Below are 20216 nucleotides of genomic sequence, written 5' to 3'. Positions count from 1 at the left end.
AGCGTGCATTTTTCCATCAGCTGATTCGTTTTTCAGATTTATCCTTTCATTGTTTCCTCATTCGAGGATTTACATTCTGAAAGGTCAGACAACATTTTCTTGCTCTCTAAAGCTGCTTCTGCCGCTGTTTCTTGCGGCACGTCCAGTTTTAATTCAAATGGAATGCCGTATTCACGAACCACAGTTCTCAGAAACATATTGATCGCAGTTGTCATATTCAGACCGAGTTCATTAAAAATCTCCTCAGCCTGATTTTTGATTTCCTTATCCGTTCGGATGTTCAGATTTGTTGCTGGCATACGCAAAACCTCCACATGGTTTACAGTATACTCACATACTCGTGTCATGTCAATATAGTGTCATTATATGAGCTGTGAGCTGTGAACTTTCTGTTAAAAGGCATCCATGTCAGATTGCGTAGCCATCTGCGAATAGCCTTTATACTCATTATTTCCGCTTTCTGCGTACATATCGTTGACCATTCCTATCGTGAGCAAATCGAGGTCACGAATAGAAATGCCAAGCTGTACGCAGCGCAGCAGCAATAACGGTGTTGTCATTTGGCGGTCAGTTGGGCGAAGTTTTTTTTAGAAGAAACATCCGTCTGCACATTCAGTCCCAACAGTTCGATGATCTTCGGCAGCACCTGGTAAATGGAAAAGGTACTGAATTCATCCAGTCATTTCTCCGGAGAGTCAGGAATAGACGGGTCTGCGTGCTTTGCCATCACATAGGCGATGTTCTCGAACATTTCATATCCAGGTGGGAGTTTTCCGCATCGCCGTTCCCCACCGCTTTGCCGAGCGCATCCAGGTCTTTGTAAATGTCCCTGTGAAACTTGATACGGTAAATGCGGGGAATCGCCGTAGATGCCTTGAACGGCGCCTGCTTTCCGTCAATTTCAATTTTCTGAATCATACTCATGATTTATCACTCCTTCACCCCTGGAAGAATGGAAATAATTGTAGTTTTTCATAAAAAGGTACACCACATATTTTCCAGGCTCATCATCTGGCTGAGCAACTATTAGACCTTTCTGTCCTACATGTGACAAGCGCCAGTCTGTATGTGGTTCTCCAGTCTTCACATTGATTGCAGCTCGCATAATTCCCAAATATGTTTTGTCTGTAAGCATTTATATTCTCCCCTTTCAGCGATTTCTATTAATATAGTGAAAATATCTTCTATGGCGCCTATCTCTACCTTACCATACCTTGTCCATGTAATAAATGAACCCTCAGTTTAAAAATCATCAGCAAATCTGCTGGAAAAAAACTACTGATGACAAGAAAACACCTTTTGTGCGGCCTTCTTCGCAATACGGACATTATGAGAAAGATTGTTCCGTTTTTCTGAAAGTACTTGGCATTAATCAACCGGTTAATGTAGCTGCCAAGTTCTATATGCCCACCCGACGGCGTGTGGATCTGACCAATCTCAATGAAGCCCTGCACGATATTCTGGTCCATTATGGGGTTTTATCCGATGACAATGCAAAGATTATCGTTTCCACCGATGGGAGCCGCGTGTACTGGGATAAAGATAATCCGCGAACTGAAGTGATTATTACAGCGGTAGAGGGAACATTTGGATAAGAAACTGAAAAACGAACTCAGTTCGTTTTTAATATGAAAAGGAGCTTGAGAGATTTCTCAGACTCCTTGATTTTTGTATGAATATATACTATCTTGCTCTGCTTTTCCATTGTCAGCAGAGACACCTACTCCATCTATGGCGCTCGCGTCTACATCACCTTTTACAGAAGCGGAATCTTCCTCTGATACGGACACCGCTGCATCTGCTTCTCTGTCAGACGCGGTTACAGAATCTACCGTCGTTCCTGAACTGTAACTCATAAGCCGTCCTCTCTTTCCTGACAAAAGTATAGCAGAAACAACAGAAAAAAAGCGAATTGCCGGAAAGGATACTTTCGTCAATCTGACTGTGGATAAGGTACCAGTTTTACAATAAAAAAGCAGACATAATCAGATGATATCCGTTAAAAAATATGCCTGAAAGATAATCTTTTGTGTATAAGCTTTCAGAAGCAACGGTGTACAAGGGGTACAAACAAGATTAAAAAGAAAAGATAGATTTGAAAGTAAGTAGAGTGGGATAATCCAGAAGTTAGAGCTTAGATTTTCCACTCTACTTGAACGTGGTCGCTAGTTGCGCTGATTGAAATAATCAGGCCGTCAACGGCTTTCCTTTTGTCGTCAAATTCAATGCTGTCCCAATGGTCGAGGTAATAAGAGAGTTCCTGCTCCTTTTGGGGTGACATTGTTTCAATGGACATTTCCGCAATCTCCTTTGAAATGGTCTGGCGGCGAGTGTCCAGTTCTTCAATTTTTTTGTTAGCATAGGCAAGAAGTGTTGCGTTGGCTCCGGTTAGCGTATCAAGTAGTTTTTCAATCTCGGCTTCAACTTGCGCCAGTTCAATTTGATGGGCGGTCAGTTTGGGATTGACTTTTTCCTCCCGGCTATGGCGGACTTGAAAATTTTTAAATCTCGCCCGCATAGCACTGAAAATAAATTCCTCAAATTCAGATTTACGGATTTTACCACAGCCCGGGCAGCCTTTATTTTCAGTCCGTTTACTACAGCGAAAATAGCCTTCGCTGTTCGGAACGTGTGTTGCCTTTAAGGCATATCCGCAACACCCGCATTTAACTTTTCCGGCAAGCCATGTATTTTTCGGCTTACGTCCTTGTTGAAAACTCTTATTTGTCATTAGCTTCTTCCTGCATTTCAGCCATACATCAGACGGTATGAGCGCTTCATGTGGAGCGATTACAAGTATCTGGTCTTTCAGGCTCCTGTCTTTATCCTCCTTCACGTCCCGGCCCTGATAGAGATAACAGCCATTGGTTCCGGCAAAATCGGAAGCGTCATTGACAATAGCCGCCCCCTGGCTTTTAAAAAATTCGTAGAGTTCTAAATCTGCTTGTGCGTAAACAGGATTTCTTAAAAGCTGTGAAATAAAGGTACGGAATAGCGATTTACCGTAAACTTTGATGTTCTGTTCCTCAAAGTACCGTGTAATGTCACCAAAAGACGTTTCCGGCTCGGAATACATTTCAAACATGAGCTTTACATATTGGGAAGTTTCGGGGTCTGCCACCATCTTTTTTGTGCGGATACCTTCAACCACTGTCGGCTCCAACTGATAACCATAGGGGGCCTGTCCGCTCATGTGAAAACCTTTCAGGCACCGGGAGTAGTAAGCGTCCGTGACGCGTTTCTGGATTGTCTCACGTTCAAGCTGTGCGAATACGATACAAATATTCAGCATGGCCCGCCCCATTGGGGTTGAGGTGTCGAACTTTTCTGTGGACGAAACAAACTCCACGTCATATTCCTGGAACAGCTCCATCATGTTTGCAAAGTCCAGAATGGAACGGCTGATTCTGTCCAGCTTATAAACGATTACCCGCCGCACCCGGCCCTTTCGGATTTCTCCTAACAGCTTTTGAAACTCCGGCCTGTCCGTATTCTTCCCGGAATAGCCTTTATCCTTGAATACTTTACAGCTTCCGCCTTTCAGCTCATACTTACAAAAATCAATCTGGCTTTCAATGCTGATACTGTCCTTACGGTCTACCGACTGTCTCGCGTATATACAATCTTCTCTGATAATGTCCATATTGGGCTCCTTCCGTATGGAATGGAGCTACCAACCTTACAATTATATTATACCATAGGCAGCCCCGGACAACAATGTTGCGGTTGATTAGTAAAATCTGTCCGTGTATTTACTGAACACATCATATAAGTGATTTTCGATTTCTCTTTTTCGCTTGTTCTTTTCATCCGGGGATAGTACCGGAATTAGATTTTCCAATACGATAAGTTTCCCTTGAAAATATACGGATTGTTTTTCGCTTTGGTATGTAACAGATTGAACCATCGAAAACCTCCACTTTTCAGTACGGATGAACAGCGGCCAGCTTCCCTCTTGTCTGCTGGGGAAACCTAAAAAAGCGGCTCCCTGGAAGGAACTGCCCTTTGAGCTTTCCCCAGCCTCGGGCCACGTTGGCCCGAAGCTAATAATCGCCGTTATAATATTTCTGTTCAGCCTCGTTGAGTGTGTATAAGTCAAACACTCCATAAAGCTGATTTACTACACGGCTAATATCTTTATGGGTGAATCCACAGTCCTGCATGGCCATAATCACATAGCCCCGGCAGGCGTCATTACTCCATATATTCAGCGTTAATTCTGGACTAGATATATTTTCCTTCATAAAATTCTCCTGTTCATAGAAAAATATGGGGCCCAGCCAGAACGGTTGCCCTATCATCAGACAGTAATAGAGGAAGGGCCCCACAGGTTAGAAAGTTTTTTCAGATAGACCGGACGGACAGTTGGCTTTTTGTCCCATAGCATTTCAGCTCTCCCCATTCTGATGGCAAGGCGATCTCATTACCTGCGACGGCTCACGGTTCGCAACACCGCTGCACGCTCGGATTGTGACTAATCGCAAGTATCCGGGTTTTGTGTTTTGTCCGGCAGACCTGCCACAGTCTGCCTACGGCATGGGCCTGGTCGCTCTCTCTAGTGTAAAAATAGAGGTCATGGCGGGCCTGTCACTGGACACAAGCACCCTTCGTATCCGTCTATCTTTTATTCAGTTTTCAATCTGCGTGAGGCGTGTCCCGCTTCGGGCCAATGTGGCCCGAGGCTTTGACTGCCTCTCATAAGCCATTTCATTTTTGAGGCGAAATCGGTACACCTTATAAAAATTTTTTTAAAATTTTTTCCAAGTTCCGAAGGCCGCGCTCAATGGCGAGCCGCACGACCTTTTCATCCACACCCTCGGCCCGGGCAATGTCTTGTTTCGTCAAGCCGAGAATGAAATGAGCGTAAATGCGCTTTGCCTGTTTGTCGGGCAGTCGTGAGATGGCGGTATAGAGTTCTTGTATCGTCACTTTACGCTCATACAGTTCATAGGGAGAGAACGCAACGAAAAGCGCCTCATGCTCAATTCCATCATTCCGATCCAGGGAGTAATAGGCTTTGTGCCGGTATGTACGCAGACGGTAAGCGGCTTCCTTCCGGTCAAACTCCTTGAACATTTCAACAACATCTTCTGGTACTTCCATAAAGTAGTCTGACGTATAAAAAGGGTAATAGTCCCGTAAATTTATAATAGCCATATTGAACCTCCGCTTTGTTTTGTGATGGATGGACAACAAAACAGAAGCGGCGGGGAGCGTATATGTAGGCTGAAATTTCTGAAATTTTCAAAAAATAACAGTGAAAAATCTATAAAATAGTAAAGATGGCTACTCGTTCTAAAAAAGCCTCGACAGCTTATCTCAAGACTGGCTCTGTTTCGATAGCAAATCCTGAAATAAGGTGTCGAACATAAAAAAAGCTCAAACAAATAACAGCTTGTTTGAGCCTTAAAAAAGTTTAAATTGGAATAAAACTCCTCCCATCTAGGAGGAGGTAAAGCAAAAGGGGCGTTGCTTCATCTATTTTTTCTCAATAATCTAACTCATGTTATTAGCAACCTCCGCGTAAAAATCTCGTAGTTCTTTTATTATCATATAATGTATTTTTTGCAAAATTTGTCGTAGATAGGAGGCAAAAATAAAAAAATAGAGTAGAGGATATGTTAATGGTTAACGTACCTCTACTCTATCTAATTGTTACTAAAAATTTTCTTTTAAAAAGGTTGTTACAAAACAGACTCAATTTACTATATATAGTATATGTCAATTATTAAATCTACCATATACAGAACATTACTTTTCTCTTTGCAACAACCCTTTTAAATTGTATAATTGCTTTCACTTAATCAGCATTATTTTTTATCTGATTGAATAGCCATCCTATAATTCGAGCTATACAGTATAAAACACCAAGTCCAAGGACGGAGCATACAACTAGAAAAAATATAGACATTGCCGACATATTTACATCAACACCTTTTTGAATAGGACTCTACTTATATTATTCTTAATTTAATACGGTAGAAACTTCTCCATTAAAAACTTCCGTTCTTAAAGCGAAAGAAAGTGTTCCTACTCCGCCGACTACATTTGCTCTCATAGAGCCAGTCACTTCGGCCGCTTTGCTTGAGGTAGATGTTGCACGGCCAATGGCTAAACTTTCATCTTCAACCGTTCCGCCAACACAGTAGGTATTTAAATCACGTGCATTAGAAATTTTCCACTGGCTACCACTCTTTGATAAGTCAAATCTGTAATCCATACCTGCGACACCCCAAAATGCATCCGATTTCCACGTTCCTTCAGTAGCAGGATCACGAGTTAAAGGAGGCGTATAGCTAAGTGTCACTGTTACCGGCTGACCGTCCTTCTCGAAATGTAATGTTTCCGAATAGGGCTGGCTTTCGTCAAAATTATTCAGATCGACACTGAATGTTTGTCTCTGTTCTGGAGAATCAGCAGCAAGAGCACTAAATGCGCTACCAACTACCATGAGACTCAGCGCTACCAACAGACCCAATGCCTTTTTCAAACCTTTCTTCATAAATGACCTCCTTGAGACTTTACCATAGTAACAAACTCAGATTTTTTAGCGCCCACCATTATGTAAGGCACTATTCTCTCAAATTCTCCTCCTCTATAGCCCCAATGGTATCCCTCCCTTTACTAATCGGTTATGAGCTTTTTATAACTAACTGTAGTATACCACAGAATCCCTATATATGCAATATAATCTAAAAATGGTAAATAAAACTTAATAAATTGTTAATTATCAACATATATCGTATATTTTTCTGATATAAAAACCGGGTATTCAAGTTTTGTGTTTTGATGTTTGAGTTAAAACGATAAAAAGAAAGAGAACTTGTTGATATAAAAAAAATATCATTCTTTTTGCATAAACATATAAAAACTCGAAAAGCGATTGATAAATCACCGAAAATTTGTGGCGAATTTTCTTAATATAGATATTTTAAGGAGGTATTGCGTAAAACAATAGATGTTGTATAAACTCAATAATCTTTTTTGCAGTATATTGCTAAATAGCTAAATGGCAAGCAATGCCTCTGTGGCCACAAGTGGCACAAAGGCTGCTTGTTGGGGCTCGCCCCAAACCCATATCTTCGGGCCAACATGGCCCGAAGTGTCAGCGTCGCTTTGCTCCTTATTTTCATAACCTTAACGCTCCTTTTCCTGCTTTCTTCCCGGCTCGGTGTAGCCCATCAGAGTGTCAATGTTCGCCTTGATTGTGACGATCTCCTGCATATCCCGTCGTGCCTTCTGGTATTCTCCATAGAGCTGTTTTTTCTTTGCTGTGAGCTTACGGCCTTCTTCCTTCAGCACATCCATTTTGGGGAGCTTTGCCCCGCCCAGCAGAGAGCGCATTTCCGCTTGTGCAACCCGGTACAGTTCAAGGTCGGCCTCATGCTCCGCAAGGAATTTCCTGCTGTACTTCGTCGCCTTATACTGCTCAAAGACTGGGCGGGTTTTGGCATACTGAACCGTTGCAGCCTTTAGCCCGGCATTGGTTTTCATAGCCTGTTCCGTCTGCTTGACCTGCTCGGAAATAGCATGGAAACGGTCTGCCGCCTCGGTGGCTTTCTGCGCCAACTGCTCATAATCGGTCAGGTTATTGTCCTGTATATAGGCAAGAGCGGCGGCCATCTGCTTAATGTTAAATACCTTCGCCCAGCGTTCATATCCAGGCCCCTTACCGGCAGCCAGCTTTGCTTGAATATCCACCGCCAGACTGATTTTCCGTTCCGAGCGCCCGGGGCGTTTTTCTTTGCCCTCAATGGCAGACAGAACATCTTGCAAGTCGTAGCCGTCTCCCAGCGTGGAAGCCCGCAGACGGGTAAAGCGTTCCTGTCCCTGCCCGGTCAGCCGGAAACTGATACCGCCGCCCCGAACCGTCTTGACCTCATATCCGGCCCGCTTCATCAGATTGAGAAATTCGTCCAGATCAGCGGGGCGTTCCGCCAGCGCAGTATCAATGGCAAGGCGCAGTCTGTCCTGATAGGAAAGCGGCCCTTTTCGTTCTTTCTGCCATTCTCCATAATTCCGATACTTGCCCTTGCTCCGGGGCTTCGGGTTCTCTACAATGGACAGCCCGTTTTCAAGGCACAGCCTGTCAGAGAGCCGCCGGAGGGCGAAGCTGGAGCCCCAAAAGTTTCGGAATTTCCGGGTGCAGTCAAGGGTGGTGGAGTTGTAATAAATGTGACAATGGATGTGCTGCTTATCGGTGTGCGTGGTAACGATAAAAGCGTGCCGCCCCTTTGTCCAGCGCATAGCCAGCTCATAGCCGATACGGTTCGCCTCCTTCGGGGTGATCTCGCCCGGATAGAAGGATTGTCGTATCTGATAGCACAGCACATCATTTTCTTTTTTCTGTTCCCGGCCCGTCATAGCGGCATAGCTGGCTTTTGCCAAAAGGAACTCGTCCGCCACGGTGGCCGGATCACATTCATAAGCGGAGATATACTTTCCTCTTTCTGTTTTCTCCGGGTCCTTGCCATAGTCCAGACAATCCCGGATTGCCTCGGCAATCGTTTCGCCTTCGCCCGCATGGCGCTGCAACAAAGTTGTGGTAGCCAGAAATCATCCCTCCTTTCCATGAGAAAAGGGCGGCCCATCCAGACCGCCCCGACTTCGGGCCAACATGGCCCGAGGCTGTTTAACTTGCCAGAAACCGGTACAGAGCGGATTTGCCTCCGTCCAGCGCCCAAAGAAGGGAGCCCGCCGCCGCTTGCAGTCCATACGGCGAAAGAAGGAAAGCGAGAAACAGAAATACAATCCCGCCTATGGGCGTCGGCGTGAAAAAGAGAGCGACACCCAGCACCACCAGAATCACAGAGGCAATCGTCAGCAGGACGGCACAAATATCAAACAGGAATACCAGCAGAGCCGCCAGAAGGGACAACGCTAAAGCAAAGGGAGCAACCAATATTTTCAGCAGTATCTTCATCTCCAAAACCTCCTTTATCTATCCTTCCTACCTCTATTTTATCATGCCTGCCCGGGGACATAAATGTTGCGAAAGATTAGTGAATCCTGTCCCAAACCTTCGGGCCATGATGGCCCGAAAACAGAAAAAGCAGGACACATTCATGTCCTGCCAAATTTCTGCTATTCTGTTTCCTGCTGCGGGCAATCGGGAACTGTCAGCAGCGAAGTGTCGATAACAATATCCTCTGCTGGTTTCAAGAGCTCTGTCAAATCGTGCTGCCGTCCCACGTTGGTCACATCAATTTTATTCACGCATATTCCAATCCACGGAAACTGTCTGCTTAATTCATCCATCAAGTCGTATATATCAGCAGTTGCCAGCTTATCATCCGATATGTAGCCGGAGCCTTGACGGTGAGAAAAACGATGCCGTTTGAAGAACCGGCGCAAGTCGTCATACGCCTGCCGGTAATTGGCTCCGGGGTAATGCTCTTTTAATTGATGGGTGTCCAGATCAAAATTTAAGGCTTTGAAATATTTTCTCTCCAAAACTCAAGCCCTCATTGCTGTTTTTTCCTGATAGTGGGTCAACAGATCTTCTTCATTGAAATCATCTGGACTGTCAGAATCGTCACTGTCACAAAGACGCCACACAGAAACATTATCCATGAACCATGTCTGCCGCTTCAAGGTATTGACGATCCGGCCGAACAGACTAAAATCCCTCGCTCTGCCGCAGTCACGGAATACCAAAGCGCCGGAACCATCCTCCATACGGGGAAGGCCCACGGTTTGGAATGTATGATTGATTGTGTTGTAAATGCCATCCAGCCGGTACTTATTTTCGGCTGTGATTTTATCATCATTCATGCGAATAACCATTTTCAGCATGGTATCAGCCTCCCTTCTTGAATTATTATATCATTATAGAGCTGGTTCTACAATCTTGAAAATCTGAATTTTTTATGACGGGCTTCGGGTCATGCTGGCCCGAAGTGGTAAAAAAAGAGCAGGGCGGCAAGCCCCACAACGGAAGCCTGCCGCCCTCGTCTTACTTTGCCACCAGCTCGGAAAGCTCCCGCAGCACTTTTGACACCTCGCCCCACAGCTTTTCATAGTCCCGCTTCAATCCGTCGATTTCCTCCGGGTACACGCCATAGGTGTGTGCGTGTACGGCGACCTGATTGAGATTGTTGGAACAGCGCCGTTGCAGAGAGATCAATTCTTTTACGGGCGCAAGGTCGATGTGCAGGATATACCCGTTCAGAGCCATTTTCCGTACATAGGCCCCGGCGTTGGAAATGCCCGCCTCGGCCATCCGTTCATGGATGGCTGCCAGCTCGTCCGGCGTTACCATGACGTGCAGATGGACATTCCGCTTGCGGTTCTCCATCATCGTTCCAGCTCCCGGCCTTTCCGGCGCTTTTTGGGTTCCTTTACCTTATCCAGCGGTTTTGCGTCCAGCTCCGGGGGCGTGGGTTGGATGGGCGTGTTGTTGGGTACGCCGTCAATCATGTTGCAGTTCTGCTCCGTGGAGAGCTCGGCGGTTTTCAGATAGTTGTCTTTTTCGTGCATGGCGATCCTCCTTTATCGTTCCTCATGGTTTTTATGGCTCCGCTTCTGGCCGGGCTCCTTCGGGGGTTCCTGCCCTCTGGTTCCTTCTTTGAGCCGGGCGGTAATGGATGAGCGCACCCGGTCAGGATTGCCCGGTGCTGGTTTCAGTTCATAATCCTCCATTTGCTTTTCGGTCAGCGGCTTTGTGTAGGTCAGTTCGCCCCATGCCATCAGCCTGCCGTCTGCCACAGGACGCCGCCTGTCATCGTCGTAGTTGACAATGGAAAGAGGCTGGTTATCCGGCGGCTTCGGGTAAGTTCCTATGTCCACGGGCCGCTGGGTGGAATAATAGCGGTAAACGCCTTCCGGTCCCAGCTCGGTATGCTTGACCGCCGCATGGTAAAGCTGCTGATAATCGTCCACCCGGCGGTCAAAATCCCGCTGCGCCCATGCCTGGCTGTTTCCATAGCGGCCCCAGTAGTAATCCCGATGGCCGTTTTCCCCCTCGGTAAACTGCCAGGTCACAAAGGGGCTCGGCGCTCCCGGATTATGCCCAAGCGCAAAGCCGTGTCCAGTTTCAAAGGTGGCAGCTTTCAAAATCACATATCCTTGTACTGTCTCCAAGAGATCCCTCCTTTCTGTGCCTCGGGCCAACATGACCCGAAGTGCTGGATGTTACGAAATAAGAGGGCAGACCGGGGAGGAATGTAATAAGATATTCCCACCCCGGAAACACCCTCAAAAAAGCCCGGAATGTCAAGCCTTTGGAGGCGGCAAATCGTAACAGCCGCCCGGCCTTTTCTCCCGCATTTTCCTCATGCGTTCCCGGCTTTTCCGGCGGTTCCCTTCGGCCTTGCAGGCGTCGGAACAGTAGGCTTGACGCCCCTCGGGCAAAAACGCCTTTCCGCAGACCGCACAGGCCCGCAGCTCCGGGGAGATGCCTTCCGTTGTCAGCGACGCTTGAAGCTCCGGGTTAAGAGGCAGGACAGCCTCACGGAAATAACGGCAGTACGCCCCTGTCCAGCACTTGTGCAGCATATAGCAGGCACAGTCAAGAGGAAGGCACAGGCCGCTTTCCCGGTCATAGTTGGCGCACATCCCCGTGACCAGAGTGCGGATTTTCTTCTTCTCGTCACGGGTCAGCTCCCGGGCGTCCATTTATGACTTCGGGCCACGATGGCCCGAAGGGCGGGGCTCCACGATCAGCGCCCGGAACTTCTTCCGGCACTGTTTTTTCTTTCCTTTGCACTCCTTGTAGTAACGGCATCCCTTACAAGGATCGTCATTGTCCCAGCCGGGGTGCGGTACTTCCTTCATCATTCGTTCAAAAGGGCTGCTTGTAAAATTCATTCTCATTCCTCCGTATCTTCCTCCCACGGCGGGGTATCTTCGTCCTCGGGTTCCTCTGCGATCTCCTCCAGCTCCCCGTCCTCATATTCGCAGTAATCATCCTCCAAATCCGGGGCCTCATGCTTCGGCTTGTAAATCTTGAAATAGTAACCAATCCCACCGCCGGCCAGCACCACCGCACCGATCAGGAGCAGAGAGAGAAGGGGGCTGTCCTTTTTCTCCGGCTCGGGTTCCGGTACTTCCTCCACAGGTTCGGTGGGCTTTGGCTCTGGCTCCGGGGTCACTTCTTGGGGCGGTTCCTTACCCTGTTCGGCAAGAGGCAGAAGGTCGTCTGTGGTAACGGTATTGAGGAAATAGACGTTCTCGCTGGTTTTCTGTTTGTCGATCACCAGATAAAACACGCTCTCGTCTGCGGTGGTGATGGTGTAGAACTCTTTACCGTCCTCGTCGGTGGCGTTGTCCACCACGGTTCCCGTCCCGTCCGGGGTAAAGGGGTTCTGGGTTTCCGGCTCCGCTTCGGTTTCCACCGGGGCGGGAGCTGTCTCCGGCTGCGGCTCGCTGCTCTGGGCGTAGGCCGGGACCGTAAAGATCAGGCAACACAAAAGGCTGGCAGCCATCGCCGCCAGCCTGCGGTATTTAGTTTTCTTCATGGGCTGTGTCCTCCTTTTCGGGTGCCTCCGGCTTCGGGTCAGTATGGCCCGAAGCGGTAAGGCTGTTTTTGGGGTCATTCAAAAAAGCCATAAGCTGGGCGGGGGTCAGTTTGAGCGAGCGCACCGCCTGCACGATCTGGCTGTTTTCTTCCTCCTGTTTCTGCTTTTCCAGCTCCCGGATTTTGGCCTGCCACTCGGCTGCCTTCTCCCGGGCTTTTTCCAGTTCCTTATCGAGCTTGTCGATCTTGTTCATGCAAGGACTCCTTTCCTCTGGCTCACAAACGCCCGAAGGCATAGAAATGTGTCTGCCAGTAGCTTGAATTGATGTTTGCGTATTGGATGGGCGAACCACAATGAAGCATCATCCCGTCGCCCACATAAATCCCCACATGGGACACAGGGCCGGGGCTGTCATAGGTTCCCGTGAAAAAGATAATGTCGCCGGGCTTTGCCTCGGAGGGAGAAATGATAGCGCACTGGTTGTAAATGCCCTGCGCCGTGGTACGGGGCAGGTTGTGGACGCCGCTGGCCGTGTACACCCAGCAGACAAAGCCCGAACAGTCAAAGGAGGTGGACGGGCTGGAGCCGCCCCACACATAGGGCCAGCCGATATACTTTGTGGCTTCTTCCATGAGCGCCGCAAAAGCCGGGTCATCCAGCGCCTCGCCGGGTATCTCATAGCTGGGGCCGGTATCTTCGCCGCCGTTGTAAATCCCTTCCCACAGATAGGGCTTGTTGCCTTTGAGCTGCTGCATAACGGTGTAGATTTCCCGCTGCTGTTCGTTAAGCCTCGGCAGGATCACGGCAGGCAGCGTCTTGTTTGTGAGGGTCACATTTAAGATGTAATACTCATAGGGGACTTCCTCGGTGGTGGTTTCCCCTGTCTCCGGGTCGGTGCTGGTTTCGGTGCGGTAGCGTATCTCGACTTCCTCCGTCAAGGTCAGTTCATACTGTGCCTCAAAGATCTCCCGCAGCTCGTCCTGCACCTGTTCCCGGAAATACACATGGTACTTTGCCGAGAGATAGGACGCCAGCTCATAGGGGTTATGGCCGATCTCGTCCACGGAATAGCGGTACTCGTCATAGCCGGGATGGGTGCTTTCGATGTTTGCCACCGTCTGCGCCAGCTCGTTTTCCAGCGCCGTGTAGTCCTCGTCTACGCCCAGCAGGTCCGTATCCTCCGAGGCGTAGGAGGTGCCGGATAACGCATTGGCAAGGCCGCTGCCAAGCGTGGGGAAGATGGAGCTTACCGCCGACACAAGAAAACAGAGCAGCAACAGCAGGAGCAGGACCAGCACCGCCACGGGATGACGGGTCACAAACTGCGCCGCCCGCCGGGTCGCAGTTCCCGAAGCGGCAGCGGTTTTCTTTGCGGCCTTTGCGCCCTGTTTTGCAGCCGCCTTTGCTTCTTTGGAATACCGGCGTTTCAGTTTCCATTTCTGCTGCACACGGGAAAGCGGATTGCTGGCAAGCTCCGGGTGCTCGGAGGCCATCTTCTGAAAATCCATATTGGCCCGGGCTTTTATGTCCTTCCGTTCCCACTTTGCCACCTTCCGGGCCGGGTGTTCCTGCCAGCGGCGTTTGGCATACCGGGTCAGTTTCCGGGCTCCGGCCTCGGCCACAAGTTCCGACTTATGGGCTCCTTCCACACCCACATTTTCATGCTCGACTTCGTGGATCTTGTTGTGGACATAGAACCATGCTTCTGTACGGGCTCCCCGGACTGCCTTTTTTGCAAGCCCCGGCGGTTTCTTCGCTGCCCGTTTTGCCTCGGTCTTGTCCAGTTTCTCCCGAGCCTTTCCCAGCTTTTTCCCGGCGTGTTCCGCTTTTGCCTGTGCTTTCTGGTACTTGTCCTTTTTGCTCCCGGCATTCTCTGCGGAGCCCTCCGGCTCCTGTGCCTTGCTGGTATCCTGCGGCCCGCCCGCTTCATCCTCCTGCCTCATGCGGTCAGAGGGACGGCTTTTGCGGCTGTCCTCTTGAAACTTGCCGCTTTTGGACTTCGGGCCATCGTGGCCCGAAGGGCTGTCCTGCCCGGTATCCTCGTCCTCAAACCGCAGGCGTCGGGATGGTGCAGGGGAAGGCCCTTCCCGTTCCGCCGGTCCGGGGCGATTGCCCCCGGTATCCTCCGTCGGCCCCGGCCTTTGAAAACTCCGTTTGTCCGGTTTCTTTCCGATGATGTATCCCTCCTTTCCAAACCTCGGGCCAGCATGGCCCGAAGTGTGTTATGCCCGGTTCATTTCCTGTTTTTTGTCCTCCGGGCGGGTGGTCATAATGGCGTACAGCTCGGTGTTCTGCGGGAAGCGGTCAACAAACGGGATGGTGGTGTTCCCGAAGAACAGCAGCCCTTCGCCGGAATTGGTATGGGTCACATAGGAAAGCTGGTGGGGGCTGATCCCAAGCTGTTTGGCTAAAATCTGCCGGTCCCCCTGTGCCTGCGAGAGCAGCACAAGGAAGTCCGAGTTTTCAAAGATGTTCTCGATCTCCGGGCTTGCCAGAAAATCCTTTACGTTCTGCGTTAAAGCACTCGGAACGCACCCTTTTTTCCGCAGCATTTTCCAGATCGCTACACAATAGCTTGCCGTCAGACGGTCACGGAGCAGCACATGAAATTCGTCAAAGTAGCACCATGTAGCGATACCGCGGAGGAAATTCATGGACACCTGCGAGTTTACCAAGTCCTGCATAATGAGCATGGCAATCGTCCGAAGCCCGGCTCCCAGCTTTTTTAAGTCAAGGCATACCAGACGGCGGTTTAAGTCCACGTTGGTTTCATGGTTGAACACGTTAAGGGAACCGGACACATAGATTTCAAGAGCCGTCGCCAGCCGCACCGCCTCGCCCTCCGGCTGGGAACAGAGCAGGTCATACAGGGTTTGGAGGGTCGGCATTTTGCTTGTTTCCGGGTCCTGCAAGTGTTCCCGGTACATCTGGCGCACACAGCGGTCAATGACGGTACGCTCCACCGGCTGCAAGCCGTCCTTGCCGCCAACGATCAGCTCCATCAGCGACAGGATAAAGTCGGCTTTCAGCGCCATCGGGTTTTCCTCGTCGAAGCTCAAATCAATGTCCATCGGATTGATGTGGTGGGGGCTGTCCGGGGCGATCTCGATGACCTGTCCGCCCAGCCGCCTGATAAGGGGCGAATATTCGCCCATCGGGTCCACCACGATAATGCGGTCTTTTGTGGCAAGGAACACATTCACAAGCTCCCGCTTTGCGGCAAAGGATTTGCCGGAGCCAGGCACGCCGAGGAACAGGCCGTTGGGGTTTTTGAGCTTTTTCCGGTTCGCCATGATGACGTTATGGGAAAGTGCGTTGAGCCCGTAATAGACGGCTTCGCCATCCATGCGGAGCTCCTGCGTCATAAAGGGAACGAAAATGGCCGTGGAGCTGGTCGTCATGCCGCGCTTGATCTCAATGCCGTTATGGCCCAGCGGAAGGCTGGAAAGAAAACCGTCCTCCTGCTGGAAGTCCAGCCGCTTCAAGGTGCAGTTGTATTTCTGGACGATACCGGACACCGTGAACAGGTCATTGTCCAGCTCCCGGCGGGTCGGAGCCATGTTTACCACAAGGAAGGTCAGCAGGAACATTCTTTCATTCCGGCTCTGTAAATCTTCCAGAAGGGTCTTTGCGTCGTTGCTGTATGTTACGAGGTCGGGCGGAAGTATGTCCATGTCGTACCCTGACCGGGCTGCCTTCTTTTGTTCCTCCACCTTCATCTTGTCAATGTCGGAGACTTTGGCCTTGATGGATTTTACGGCGGCGGCCTGATCAACGGTCTGGATATGGAGGGTGATGGTCATTTCCGCATCCATTTCCAAAAGCTCCGCCAGCAGCTTGTCCGAGAGCTCCGAGGCCAAAATCTGCAAGTAGGAGGCAGCGCCCCAAGTCGTCCCCACCCGGAACAGTCGGCTGAAACGAAAATCGAAACTGTCCGGGGCGATAAAGTCTTTGGTGGAAAGCCCGGTTTTGGGGATCATATCCCATGAAAACCGGAAGGGGGAGCCGCTGCCGGGGTGGAGCTGCCCGTGAAGAAGCTCCAGCCGTTCCAGCCCTGAAAGGGAGCGGCACTTGACGCCCAGCTTTTTGAAGTTCCCGCAAATGTCCGCCTCTACACGTTCCAGCCTTGCCCTGGCGGTGGAAAGGTCGTCCACGTTCACGCCGAAGGTCAGGAGCTTTGTGCGGACAATGCCGTTGTTGCTTTTGGCGATCTGGTTTTCCAGCATTTCCACATACTCACACCGGACGCTGTTGTAATCGTCATCCTGCATGGGGATGTTCACGCTGTACCGGCTGCCCGGGCGGCTTCGGTGGTTGAGGAAGGAAAGCTGGAACGGAAGGCTGCTGTCAAAGTAGTTGAGGCAGGCGCTCCACCCGTCAAAGATGGCCGCCTGATCTTCGGACTGTGCGAGCTGGTAGTTGATGTCCTCGTATTCAATGGTTTTGGTGTAATAGCGGTCCGTTACCCGGCACACCCCATCCCGGTACATTTCCCGGTAAGGGAGGGTCTGCTGGGCGGTGGTGGGAATGTTCTTTCCCTTTGTGAACAGGCCGGTAAGGCCCTGCTTTTCAGGCTTTCTGCCTGCGGGCTTTCCGGCCCTTCTGCTGTTTTGCAATCGGCTGCGCCTCCTTTCTGGCGCTAAGCAGCGCATAGAAGTTTTCGGTTTTGTAAGGCCGCACCCGGGGATAGAGGAACCGGGTGCGGATGATGTTTTTCAGCACTTTTTCCAATGGCAGGCCGTCCCGCTCATACATAGCCAGAAAGAAGAACGGGAGCATGAGGCCGATCATTAGGAACATGGCGGCGCTGTTCCCGATACTGTCACGGGAAAGCAGGTAGGCCGGGAGCCCCACCGCCGCTGCGCCGGAAAAACAAACAAGCTGGCGCTTCGTCAGATTGAAGGCCAGCTTTGTCTTAATTTTGGAAAGGTCTTTTGGTACTGGCACATAGGCCATTTGGGTACACCTCCTTTACTGCTTCGGGCCAGCATGGCCCGAGGTCATCTTGCGGCCTCTTTGGCCGGGGCTGTACTGCGGGCGGCTTCGGCGGCCTTACGTCCGCTCTGCCTTGCCCGCCAGTATTCGGGATTATACTGCCGGATGGACTGGTTGAGGTTTTCTTCAAACTGCCCTTTGTCCTTAATGCGGTCAGGTATGTTCCACAGCTTTTTGTCCAACAGTTCCCGGAGCACCACACTTTCCTGCGCGTCCTCCTCATAGCAGATATAGCCCTTATCCTTGAAGCCGCACTTTTTCGCTGCTGGGGAGAGGACGGCGGCTACCTCGTTTGCCACCATCGTTCCGCCGTGGCTGGCGGTAGATACCAGAAACACCCCTGGACAGAGGGTTTCACAGCTCTGCACATCACCCCACGGGGAACTTTTCGGCGCATGGAACATTCCGCCCGTCCGGCTCCGGTCCGCCTGCATGAGCGCCGCCTTTTCCAATATGGCGCGAAGTTCCGGGGAAAAGTAGGCGTATTCCCGCAGGACACGGGCGGCCTCCCCGCCGCAGGCGTTCATCAACAGGGTATAGGCATCGCTGTCCGCTTTGGTACAGCGGCCCAGCAGTTTTCCGTCGTAATAGCAGGCCGCGTCATAGCCCGTCCGTTTGCGTGGCATGGTTCCCGCCTCCTTTCTGCTTCGGGCCAGCATGGCCCGAGGTCAACGCTCTGCGCTGCGGCTGGGCTTTTCCTTCGGAGGCCGTTCTGCCTTTGCCTGTTCGGCAGCCGCTTTTCCGGCTTTGAGCTGGTCGCTGATGGATGCACGCCCCACAGAGCCACGCTCCGCCATCTGTTCCAGCTTTGCCTCATAGGCTTGCAGAACAGCGGTGTTGAGCTGTTCCCGGAACTCCTTTGTGACAGGGTAGGCCATATCCCGGTAGCCGCCTTTGCCGTCTGGCTGGCTGGGCATCCCAAGAAAGAGCCCCTTGCTGCCCTGTACGATTTTCAGATTTTCCACCACAAAGCAGTCATTGAATTTCACGCTGGCAAAGCCCATGAGGTTTTTCACAGGTTCGATGACCCGCACGCTTACATCCAGCTTTATAGGGGCAGCTGGTGTTCCGCCCGCATTTTTTTCCTGCATGGATTTCTCCTTTCCGCTTCGGGTCAGCATGACCCGAAGCTGTTACAAGTTTACAGTGCTTTCAACTTCGTTTCCCCACACGTCCCATCCGGGCTTTTTTTCTCTGGCGAACAATTCCACTCGTGGTATATCGCCCATCAGTTCTACAATTTTCCGCCTGGCCTCGTCCGGCTTTTTACTGTGGCGCTCTATCGGGGAAACAATAAGCTGGTGAACACCGGTAGACTTACGCTTCGGATGTCCTTTTACTGCTAAAAGACAAATTTCTGCATTGCCTCTGGTCCAATACCCCAGACCGTAAAACCATGAGTAGGAGCGCCGGTTCCTCTTTATCCATACAAAAGCCACAGAACGATAAGAAAAGCCCCATGCTTTAATGACCTTTAAGGCTTCCGGCAGTTGTGGGAATGTTGCCCACAGAAACAAAACGCTGTCTTTTGCAGCCAAGTCGGCCACTGGAAGGGAACAAATTTCTTCAATACTCATAGTGGGATAATGAAGCTCTGCTGATCCCTGCCTGTTTTTCTGCTCATACCGCCACGGTGGATCTGCATAGATTATCGAAAATTTTTCTTTCGGCATGATCCTCCTTTCCGCTTCGGGTCAGCATGGCCCGAAGTCTCTTAATGGCAGCCGAAGATGGATTTTGCAAGACTGCCTGTTTTGAATAAGGTAAAACACAGCAGCACCGTATATCCCACGCAGCCCCAGATCGCCCCGATGGGGTCGCCGTCGGTGGCGATACTCTGGATCAGCACCGCATAGATTGCGACACAGACTAAGATCAACAGACCTTGAAAGCCCACCGCAAAGAGGGAGCGGAAATAGTTCTGCCCCATGTGTCCGGTTTCCCTGTTGGGGACTGTGGCAAACGGGATAGGCGCTAAACTTGTGAGTAAATAGATTTCAGTCATACGGCCATATACGATGACGAAGATCACGATATTTAAGGCAATCATGGTAAGCTGGATCAGGAAGGATTGTAGCCAGAGTCCGAACAGAGGACCCAACTCCATCGCTTCAAGTTCTGTCCGTAGACTGTCCAGCACATCCGGCGTGATCTCTGTCCCGTTCTGGATAATGCCCGCTGACTGCTGTATCACATGCTGGCTCACATCAAAGACCGCCAGCACGATATTGAAGGTATTCGTCAGGATCATCACAGCCACAAAGGTTTTGAACACCCACTTAAAAAACATCCATGTGTCAACTTCATGGAGGTTGTTGCGTTCTATGAGCATCTGTATCAGCTCATAGGTCATTACAAAAGTGAGGATGACCCCGGCGATTGGCAGGATGGCAGTTTCAGAGATCTGTCGTATCATGGAAAAGACCCCGGCGTTCCAGTCCGCCGGGGTCGTGCCGACCTGTGTGGCGATCTCGCCAACGCTCTGATTGACGTTATCGAAAAGGCCGTCCAGATTTCCCATGATACCATCGACGAGCAGACCTTTCAGCCATTCAACGATTGCGTCGATGATAAAGTCCATACATCAGCTCCTTCTGGAAAAAGGGACAACGGGTGACACTTAGCTGAACAGACCGGACAGCAGAGGGATAAGCTGAAGGCCGATCAGAACGACACCGCCGCCAGCCATGAGCTGTTTCATCCCCAATTAGGTGTAAAAACTCTGCTCGATGGCGGGCGGCGGCGTACAAAAAATCTATATGG

At 50.4% G+C, this 20216-nt stretch carries 27 protein-coding genes and 2 pseudogenes; 1 reads left to right on the top strand and 28 read right to left on the bottom strand.

Annotated features, from left to right (window positions below):
• Nucleotides 1-38: 38 nt before the first annotated feature.
• From DW922_RS15200 to DW922_RS15190, 4 genes and pseudogenes are all read right to left on the bottom strand, one after another.
• On the bottom strand, nt 39-299 hold the full coding sequence (locus DW922_RS15200; RefSeq protein WP_118727019.1) for a type II toxin-antitoxin system RelB/DinJ family antitoxin: 261 nt from the start codon (nt 297-299) through the stop codon (nt 39-41).
• A 93-nt stretch (nt 300-392) separates the two neighbouring features.
• Nucleotides 393-560 (bottom strand): hypothetical protein, encoded by a 168-nt coding sequence (locus DW922_RS17750; RefSeq protein WP_182436853.1) that lies wholly within the window; start codon nt 558-560, stop codon nt 393-395.
• Nucleotides 557-924 (bottom strand): annotated as a pseudogene (locus DW922_RS15195) (hypothetical protein). Before DW922_RS15195 ends, DW922_RS17750 begins: the two are co-directional and overlap by 4 nt.
• Nucleotides 902-1135, bottom strand: coding sequence for a hypothetical protein (locus tag DW922_RS15190; RefSeq protein ID WP_118727018.1), 234 nt, complete (start codon nt 1133-1135; stop codon nt 902-904). Before DW922_RS15190 ends, DW922_RS15195 begins: the two are co-directional and overlap by 23 nt.
• 268 nt (nt 1136-1403) lie before the next feature.
• Between DW922_RS15190 and DW922_RS17825 the strand changes: the two genes are divergently transcribed.
• Nucleotides 1404-1595 (top strand): hypothetical protein, encoded by a 192-nt coding sequence (locus DW922_RS17825; protein ID WP_147353387.1) that lies wholly within the window; start codon nt 1404-1406, stop codon nt 1593-1595.
• 57 nt (nt 1596-1652) lie between these two features.
• Here DW922_RS17825 and DW922_RS15180 read toward each other — a convergent pair whose 3' ends face one another.
• From DW922_RS15180 to DW922_RS15060, 24 genes and pseudogenes are all read right to left on the bottom strand, one after another.
• Nucleotides 1653-1856, bottom strand: a complete 204-nt coding sequence (locus DW922_RS15180; RefSeq protein ID WP_118727016.1) for a hypothetical protein — start codon at nt 1854-1856, stop codon at nt 1653-1655.
• Nucleotides 1857-2134: 278 nt separating this feature from the next.
• A complete protein-coding gene (locus DW922_RS15175; protein WP_107001168.1) occupies nt 2135-3643 on the bottom strand; it encodes a recombinase family protein in 1509 nt (502 codons plus the stop codon).
• Between the two features lie 400 nt (nt 3644-4043).
• Complete coding sequence (locus DW922_RS15170) at nt 4044-4244, bottom strand: hypothetical protein (RefSeq protein WP_107001169.1); 201 nt, start codon at nt 4242-4244, stop codon at nt 4044-4046.
• 490 nt (nt 4245-4734) lie between these two features.
• Entirely contained in the window at nt 4735-5157 is a 423-nt protein-coding gene (locus tag DW922_RS15165) for a sigma factor-like helix-turn-helix DNA-binding protein (RefSeq protein WP_107001170.1), read from the bottom strand.
• 808 nt (nt 5158-5965) lie between these two features.
• A complete protein-coding gene (locus DW922_RS15160; RefSeq protein WP_107001171.1) occupies nt 5966-6502 on the bottom strand; it encodes a hypothetical protein in 537 nt (178 codons plus the stop codon).
• A gap of 635 nt (nt 6503-7137) precedes the next feature.
• The gene (locus DW922_RS15155; RefSeq protein ID WP_107001172.1) at nt 7138-8553 is read right to left on the bottom strand and encodes a relaxase/mobilization nuclease domain-containing protein; all 1416 of its coding nucleotides are present in this window, start codon (nt 8551-8553) and stop codon (nt 7138-7140) included.
• Nucleotides 8554-8632: 79 nt separating this feature from the next.
• On the bottom strand, nt 8633-8923 hold the full coding sequence (locus DW922_RS15150) for a CD1845 family protein (protein WP_023042378.1): 291 nt from the start codon (nt 8921-8923) through the stop codon (nt 8633-8635).
• Nucleotides 8924-9084: 161 nt separating this feature from the next.
• The gene (vapD, locus tag DW922_RS15145) at nt 9085-9453 is read right to left on the bottom strand and encodes a VapD family protein (protein ID WP_016306491.1); all 369 of its coding nucleotides are present in this window, start codon (nt 9451-9453) and stop codon (nt 9085-9087) included.
• Between the two features lie 3 nt (nt 9454-9456).
• The gene (locus tag DW922_RS15140) at nt 9457-9795 is read right to left on the bottom strand and encodes a hypothetical protein (protein WP_016306492.1); all 339 of its coding nucleotides are present in this window, start codon (nt 9793-9795) and stop codon (nt 9457-9459) included.
• Nucleotides 9796-9955: 160 nt separating this feature from the next.
• Entirely contained in the window at nt 9956-10297 is a 342-nt protein-coding gene (mobC, locus tag DW922_RS15135) for a plasmid mobilization relaxosome protein MobC (protein WP_015553878.1), read from the bottom strand.
• Nucleotides 10297-10479, bottom strand: coding sequence for a DUF4316 domain-containing protein (locus DW922_RS15130; protein WP_107001173.1), 183 nt, complete (start codon nt 10477-10479; stop codon nt 10297-10299). The genes mobC and DW922_RS15130 overlap by 1 nt, the downstream gene beginning before the upstream one ends.
• Nucleotides 10480-10491: 12 nt before the next feature.
• The gene (locus DW922_RS15125) at nt 10492-11082 is read right to left on the bottom strand and encodes a hypothetical protein (RefSeq protein ID WP_227589686.1); all 591 of its coding nucleotides are present in this window, start codon (nt 11080-11082) and stop codon (nt 10492-10494) included.
• 132 nt (nt 11083-11214) lie between these two features.
• Entirely contained in the window at nt 11215-11616 is a 402-nt protein-coding gene (locus DW922_RS15120) for a cysteine-rich VLP protein (protein WP_050005650.1), read from the bottom strand.
• Nucleotides 11617-11814, bottom strand: a complete 198-nt coding sequence (locus DW922_RS15115) for a hypothetical protein (RefSeq protein ID WP_005927616.1) — start codon at nt 11812-11814, stop codon at nt 11617-11619.
• Nucleotides 11811-12458 carry a DUF4366 domain-containing protein gene (locus tag DW922_RS15110; RefSeq protein WP_107001175.1) on the bottom strand — a complete coding sequence of 216 codons (648 nt, stop codon included), beginning with the start codon at nt 12456-12458 and terminating at the stop codon, nt 11811-11813. The genes DW922_RS15115 and DW922_RS15110 overlap by 4 nt, the downstream gene beginning before the upstream one ends.
• Nucleotides 12445-12711 (bottom strand): DUF4315 family protein, encoded by a 267-nt coding sequence (locus DW922_RS15105; protein ID WP_005927622.1) that lies wholly within the window; start codon nt 12709-12711, stop codon nt 12445-12447. Before DW922_RS15105 ends, DW922_RS15110 begins: the two co-directional genes overlap by 14 nt.
• A gap of 22 nt (nt 12712-12733) precedes the next feature.
• On the bottom strand, nt 12734-14401 hold the full coding sequence (locus tag DW922_RS15100) for a C40 family peptidase (protein WP_107001176.1): 1668 nt from the start codon (nt 14399-14401) through the stop codon (nt 12734-12736).
• A 279-nt stretch (nt 14402-14680) separates the two neighbouring features.
• Entirely contained in the window at nt 14681-16948 is a 2268-nt protein-coding gene (locus DW922_RS15090; protein WP_107001296.1) for a VirB4-like conjugal transfer ATPase, CD1110 family, read from the bottom strand.
• A 79-nt stretch (nt 16949-17027) separates the two neighbouring features.
• The gene (locus DW922_RS15085) at nt 17028-17414 is read right to left on the bottom strand and encodes a PrgI family protein (protein WP_016306500.1); all 387 of its coding nucleotides are present in this window, start codon (nt 17412-17414) and stop codon (nt 17028-17030) included.
• 44 nt (nt 17415-17458) lie between these two features.
• Nucleotides 17459-18112, bottom strand: a complete 654-nt coding sequence (locus DW922_RS15080; RefSeq protein ID WP_107001178.1) for a hypothetical protein — start codon at nt 18110-18112, stop codon at nt 17459-17461.
• A 9-nt stretch (nt 18113-18121) separates the two neighbouring features.
• Entirely contained in the window at nt 18122-18544 is a 423-nt protein-coding gene (locus tag DW922_RS15075) for a SpoVG family protein (RefSeq protein WP_227589684.1), read from the bottom strand.
• A gap of 42 nt (nt 18545-18586) precedes the next feature.
• The gene (locus DW922_RS15070) at nt 18587-19126 is read right to left on the bottom strand and encodes an MT-A70 family methyltransferase (protein ID WP_107001180.1); all 540 of its coding nucleotides are present in this window, start codon (nt 19124-19126) and stop codon (nt 18587-18589) included.
• 41 nt (nt 19127-19167) lie between these two features.
• Nucleotides 19168-20034 carry a VirB6/TrbL-like conjugal transfer protein, CD1112 family gene (locus DW922_RS15065; protein ID WP_009901636.1) on the bottom strand — a complete coding sequence of 289 codons (867 nt, stop codon included), beginning with the start codon at nt 20032-20034 and terminating at the stop codon, nt 19168-19170.
• 39 nt (nt 20035-20073) lie between these two features.
• Nucleotides 20074-20157 (bottom strand): annotated as a pseudogene (locus tag DW922_RS15060) (Maff2 family protein); the annotation flags it as partial.
• Between the last annotated feature and the right edge of the window lie 59 nt (nt 20158-20216).

Source organism: Clostridium sp. AM42-4 (assembly GCF_003480105.1).
Taxonomy (GTDB): domain Bacteria; phylum Bacillota; class Clostridia; order Lachnospirales; family Lachnospiraceae; genus Brotaphodocola.
This window is presented reverse-complemented; position numbering and strand designations above follow the sequence as displayed.